This is a genomic window from Aestuariivita sp. (assembly GCF_049276915.1).
GTDB lineage: Bacteria > Pseudomonadota > Alphaproteobacteria > Rhodobacterales > Rhodobacteraceae > Aestuariivita.
On sequence record NZ_JBASXK010000078.1, the window covers coordinates 1 to 4,967 of the forward strand.

Genomic DNA, 4,967 nt, shown 5'->3' on the forward strand with positions numbered 1-4,967 from the left:
GTTCGAATGGTACAACAGTAGATTTGGCCATGGTGGCATATCCTTTCTCTTTGAGAACGACGGCGTCTTGAACACCGCCATGATATGCCGCCTACTTCAGACCATCACCAACTTTCGGGCATAACTCATTTTGTATGTATCGTGACGGAATGCGGTGTTCAGCGTTTACGGATGCGCCTGGCGGATGCGATCGCCGAAATGGATGGCGTGAACGGGTACTGGACCCATAGATCGCACTGGGTTGCGACCAGTGCCATCAGCCAGATCGAAAAAGAAAGTGGCCGCATTCAACTGCTGCTGAACAACGGCGACCGGGTGCCAGTAAGTCGCAAGTACAAAGCCGATCTTGAAGCTGCAGGCGTGCTTTAGTCCCGACCGCGCGGCATCGGCACGGCATGGGGGGTCGGGCCTGTCAGGATCGCTTGGGCTTCGGGCCGCATGAGTGACGAAAGCACGGCGGACGTGCTGCGCAGCCCACCGGTATAAGTCCCATAGGATGGCAGGATCAGCCGGTCGCTATCCACTAGAAATGCCGGGCGTGAGATCAGACGCGCACGCGTCAGGATCTCGGCCTTGGGGTGATAATGTCCCGAGACTTCTCCGCTTGAACCGCTTTGTGCCATATGACGAAAAGTCAGCGGTGCACGGGGCAGTTCGGCCAGATGGGTACCTCCCATCTCCAGCGGGCCGGGGTCGTGATTGCCCTCGATCCAGACCCAGCGCCGTCCGGCCTGTAATCTGGATATCCACAGTCTTTCATCCTCAGGCAACGCTTGCGCGGCTCCCAGATCATCAAAGCTGTCGCCCAGACAGACAACGGTGCGTGCATTGCTGCGGGCCAGATCGGCAGCCAGCCGGTTGAGCGTATCGCGGGTGTCATAGGGTGGCAAAGCACGCCCCTCACGACGGGCGACGCGTTCAGATTTGCCAAGATGCAGATCCGAAACACACATGAGTTGCTGCTCCGGCCACCAGAGCGCGCCGGATCCAAGAGCAACAAGTTCGGCCCCCGCGAGGGTAAAGGAATGCCCGTTCATGATTTGTTCATCGCGCATTGTCGCTGTCTTATCAAGGGGAATGCACATGTACTTCTGAGCAGTCTCGGAAGCCGGCGTGCTAGTTTGGTTCTTGCCCGGATGACGCGTTTGCCAGGCCTGCGGTTGACAGGAGACTCTGCGCCTCTTCGGCAAGCAGGCGTTCTTCGGCTTCACCCTTGATCGGGACGCGGCCGGGTTCCAGAAACAAAGGAGCAGCCAGCGGCGTGATGCGATCCAGCTGGACGTGGTCGATCCGGTTGCCGACACGGGTGGCCATTTCCTCGATCCGGCCAAAGTCGACAAGGCCGCGCAGCGCCTCTTGCGCGGTGATCTTCAGCATGAGGTGATCGGGATCGTATTTGTGCAATGTGTCATAGAGAATGTCCGACGAGAATGTCGCCTGACGTCCTGACTTTCGCTGTCCGCCAATATTGCGTTCTATCAGTCCCGCGATGGTTGCCGATGCGCGAAAGGTGCGCTTCATCACGGCATTGCCTGCCAGCCATGTGTCCAGCCCGGCGCGCAGGGCGGCAATGTCGAAAAGCGGTGTTGGATCCTCAAGGCGATACAGGCCCCAGATCAATGTGGCATAGTCAGTGGCCACGAACCCAAGCGGATTCAGGCCCATTTCCTCCAGCCGCTTGGTCAGCAACAGGCCAAGCGTCTGTTGGCCATTGCGCCCGGCAAACCCGTAAACGACCATCTGCTCCCGCCCGTCCTGAGGGAAGCTTTCGATCAACAGGCGCCCATGTTCAGGCAGTTTGGACACACGGCGCTGGAGCGCCAACCAATCTGCCGTATGTTTGGGCAGGGCGGGCCAGTCGGGCTGGCGGAACATCTCGAGAATCCGGGCGGAAAGCTGGGTCGACGTGGCGAATTTGGTGCCGTTGAAAGTCGCGATCTTGGGTTTTTTGTCAGCGCGGCGCGTGACTTCGACCGTCATTTCGCGCAGGCCTTCATAGCGCACGATCTGCCCGCCGATCAGGAAGGTATCGCCGGGTGTCAGCGTGGCGGCAAAGCCTTCTTCGATTTCTCCCAGGGGTTTGCCTCCGCGGGATCGTTTCAGACGGACCTTGAGCGTATCCGTGTCCTGAATGGTTCCGATGTTCATTCGGATGCGCTGGGCCGCACGAGGGTCGCGCAATTGCCACAGGCCATCGGGGCGTTGCAACAACCGCTTCCACTGGTCATAGGCGCGCAGCGCATAGCCGCCCGTCGCGCAGAAATCGAGGCATGCGTCAAAGTCCTGGCGCGTCAGGTCGCGATACGCCCCAGCGGTCGAGACCTCATCATAGAGCGCATCTGCGTCAAACGGCCCGGAGGCGGCAGTTATCAGGATATGCTGGCACAGCACATCCAAAGGACCGGGGCCGCGTGGTTCCCCGTCGAGATCTCCCGCCTGAACGGCCTCAAGCGCAGCTATGCATTCGACCACCTCGAAACGGTTGGCGGGCACCAGAAGTGCTTTGGATGGCGCGTTATAGCGGTGGGTGGCACGCCCTATGCGTTGAACCAGTCGTTTGACGTTTTTCGGCGCGCCAATCTGAATGACCAGATCCACATCGCCCCAATCAATCCCCAGATCAAGCGAGCCGGTACAGACGATCGCGCGCAATTCACCACGCACCATGGCCCCCTCAACCCGTTCACGTTGCTGGCGATCCAGAGAGCCGTGGTGGATGCCGATGGGCAGCGCATCATCATTTGCCAGCCACAAGTTATGGAAGAACAGTTCCGCCTGTGCCCGCGTGTTGTGAAAGATCAGGGTGGTTTTGTGTTTCTTCACCTCTTCAAGCACCGCCGGTATGGCGTATCTTGCGCCACCTCCCGCCCATGGGGGGGACTCGTCGGTGGTCAGCATCGCGATGTTCGGCGACGGGCCGGGATCAGCCTGCAAAATCTCGCAGGGGTCGGGATGTCGTGCCAGAAAACGCGCGATGGCCGAGGGGTCTTCGACCGTGGCAGACAGGCCGACGCGCTTGAGAGCAGGGCACAGAGTTTGCAAACGGGCCAGCGCCAGCATCAGCTGGTCGCCGCGTTTGCTTTCTGCCAATGCGTGGATCTCATCGACGACGACACGCTTGAGACCTTTGAAGATGCGGGGCGCGTCCTCGTATGAGGTGAGGAGTGCCAGGCTTTCCGGCGTGGTCAGTAGAATATGGGGCGGATCTGCGCGCTGGCGCTTCTTGCGCGTAGCCGAGGTGTCTCCGGTGCGGTCCTCTATGCGAATCTTGAGCCCCATGTCTTCAACGGGTGTCGTGAGATTTCTTTTGATATCAGCGGCTAGGGCCTTGAGAGGAGAGATGTAGAGCGTGTGCAACCCGGTATGATCACGCGCGCTTAGATCAACCAATGTCGGCAGGAAACCTGCCAGTGTTTTTCCGCCACCCGTCGGCGCAATGAGAAGAAGTGCCGGATCATCGGCCCGTTCCAGCATCGCCAATTGATGCGGATGAATCGACCAGCCTTTGGAGGTGAACCAGTCGGTGAAAGGGCGGGGCATAGCGTGCATATCGCGCTATCTAACCCGGAGTGCTGGGAACGCCAATGGGGCCACCGAGTCTCCATCCGCCCCATGTGCCGCAGTAGGCTGATCGCTTTGGCCCCTGTCCTTTGAATGCGGTCAAGACCCCTGAGCAGAGCGCAGGCGGAGGTTTCGGATCGCGCTCTGGATCAGGCGCGGCAGGTCCAGATCGGCACCGTTTGGTGCCGCATCCAGCGCGCTTTCGACGTCTTTGACCAGAATGCCGATCGTGTTGTCCTGCGCATACCCATCGCGCGCGAATTCGATATCGTTGAAGTTCGAGGCAAACCAGTTCTGACCCGAGGACGTATGGATGAGGGCTAGCAGAGCGTCTTCATCAAGTCCGGCTGCCTCGGCCCAATCCAGCACAAGCCGGGTCATCGCTGTGCTCGAGGCAGCGAGGAGGTTGTTGAGCACCTTGGCCTGCATGCCGGATCCATAGGGGCCCAATTTGTGAAAATGTGTCCCCATTGCGGCAAAAATTGGCCAAGCATCCTATAATTGCGCATTATCTCCGCCCAACATGAACGAAAGGCGGGCCTCTTCTGCTGCGATTTGTGCACCGGACATCGGGGCGTCAATCAGGGAGATATGAGCCGGGATCTGGTCCCGCAAACCCAATACATAGCTTGGAGACAGCGTGGAGCAGACAATGATCCGGGTGACGTGTTTTGCCGTCGAGAAGTTTTGAGCGCCAAACAAAACGTCTTCAGTTTGCGAAATATCCCTAACTACAGTGATCAGCGTGCCCAGGTTTTGCGAAAATTCTGCCACATTGTCCGTTACATGCGATTCCAAATCGCCAAATTCACAAGGTGGGCGGATATCAAACCCTTTTGCATCAAATCCGGCACGCCTTAGCGCGGCGAGCATGGGCGCACCCATACGTCCGCAGCCCGCGATGCCAATCATTTCACGATGATCTCGTCTTTCACGAACATGTTCGCCCAGGCCCGGTCGATCAACTCTGGAGACATTTGATAGGGCAGCCCTTCGAATTCGCAGATTGAAATGATCTGGTCGATCAGGAACACAGGCTGATAGTTTGCATAAATGTTCTTAATGGTCGGGTATTTGACCTTGAGAAGATGCACCAATGCCTGTTCGTCCAGAGGCATGCCCTTCTTTCGAGCGACCAGCGCAAAGATTTTCAGGAAGTTTTCCTGATTGGGACCATCAATCTTGATCTTGTAGAAAATCCGGCGCAGCGCAGCCTGGTCGAAGATTTCGTTCGGGTGGAAGTTGGTCGAGAAGATCACCAGCGTGTCGAAGGGGACTTCGAATTTTTCGCCCGATTGCAGGGCCAGGATGTCCTTGCTCTCTTCCAGTGGAACAATCCAGCGGTTGACCAGAGATTGCGGCGGTTCGGCCTGGCGGCCAAGGTCATCCACGATAAAGATGCCGCC

5 protein-coding genes and 1 pseudogene are annotated in these 4,967 nt (G+C 58.2%); 1 reads left to right on the forward strand and 5 read right to left on the reverse strand.

Going from position 1 to position 4,967, the window contains the following annotated elements:
• The first annotated feature begins 84 nt into the window (after positions 1 to 84).
• Positions 85 to 369: a LytTR family DNA-binding domain-containing protein gene (locus tag WAO69_RS08265; protein ID WP_422177927.1), complete on the forward strand. Its 285-nt coding sequence runs from the start codon at positions 85 to 87 to the stop codon at positions 367 to 369.
• Here WAO69_RS08265 and pdeM read toward each other — a convergent pair.
• The 5 genes and pseudogenes from pdeM to WAO69_RS08290 all read right to left on the reverse strand — a co-directional run.
• Positions 366 to 1,037, reverse strand: coding sequence for a ligase-associated DNA damage response endonuclease PdeM (pdeM, locus tag WAO69_RS08270; protein WP_422177935.1), 672 nt, complete (start codon positions 1,035 to 1,037; stop codon positions 366 to 368). The two genes, WAO69_RS08265 and pdeM, sit on opposite strands and share 4 nt — an antisense overlap.
• A 79-nt stretch (positions 1,038 to 1,116) precedes the next feature.
• Positions 1,117 to 3,549, reverse strand: a complete 2,433-nt coding sequence (locus WAO69_RS08275; protein WP_422177929.1) for a ligase-associated DNA damage response DEXH box helicase — start codon at positions 3,547 to 3,549, stop codon at positions 1,117 to 1,119.
• A 111-nt stretch (positions 3,550 to 3,660) separates the two neighbouring features.
• A complete protein-coding gene (locus WAO69_RS08280) occupies positions 3,661 to 3,990 on the reverse strand; it encodes an NAD-binding protein (RefSeq protein ID WP_422177931.1) in 330 nt (109 codons plus the stop codon).
• A 66-nt stretch (positions 3,991 to 4,056) separates the two neighbouring features.
• Positions 4,057 to 4,473, reverse strand: a complete 417-nt coding sequence (locus WAO69_RS08285) for an NAD(P)-binding domain-containing protein (RefSeq protein ID WP_422177933.1) — start codon at positions 4,471 to 4,473, stop codon at positions 4,057 to 4,059.
• Positions 4,470 to 4,967 (reverse strand): annotated as a pseudogene (locus WAO69_RS08290) (ATPase); the annotation flags it as partial. The gene WAO69_RS08285 and the pseudogene WAO69_RS08290, both read right to left, overlap by 4 nt.

Coding starts and splice junctions, on each gene's coding strand:
- WAO69_RS08265 (WP_422177927.1), top strand. CDS start 85: ATGCCGCCTACTTCAGACCATCACCAACTTTCGGGCATAACTCATTTT.
- WAO69_RS08285 (WP_422177933.1), bottom strand. CDS start 4,473: ATGATTGGCATCGCGGGCTGCGGACGTATGGGTGCGCCCATGCTCGCC.
- WAO69_RS08280 (WP_422177931.1), bottom strand. CDS start 3,990: ATGCAGGCCAAGGTGCTCAACAACCTCCTCGCTGCCTCGAGCACAGCG.
- WAO69_RS08275 (WP_422177929.1), bottom strand. CDS start 3,549: ATGCACGCTATGCCCCGCCCTTTCACCGACTGGTTCACCTCCAAAGGC.
- pdeM (WP_422177935.1), bottom strand. CDS start 1,037: ATGAACGGGCATTCCTTTACCCTCGCGGGGGCCGAACTTGTTGCTCTT.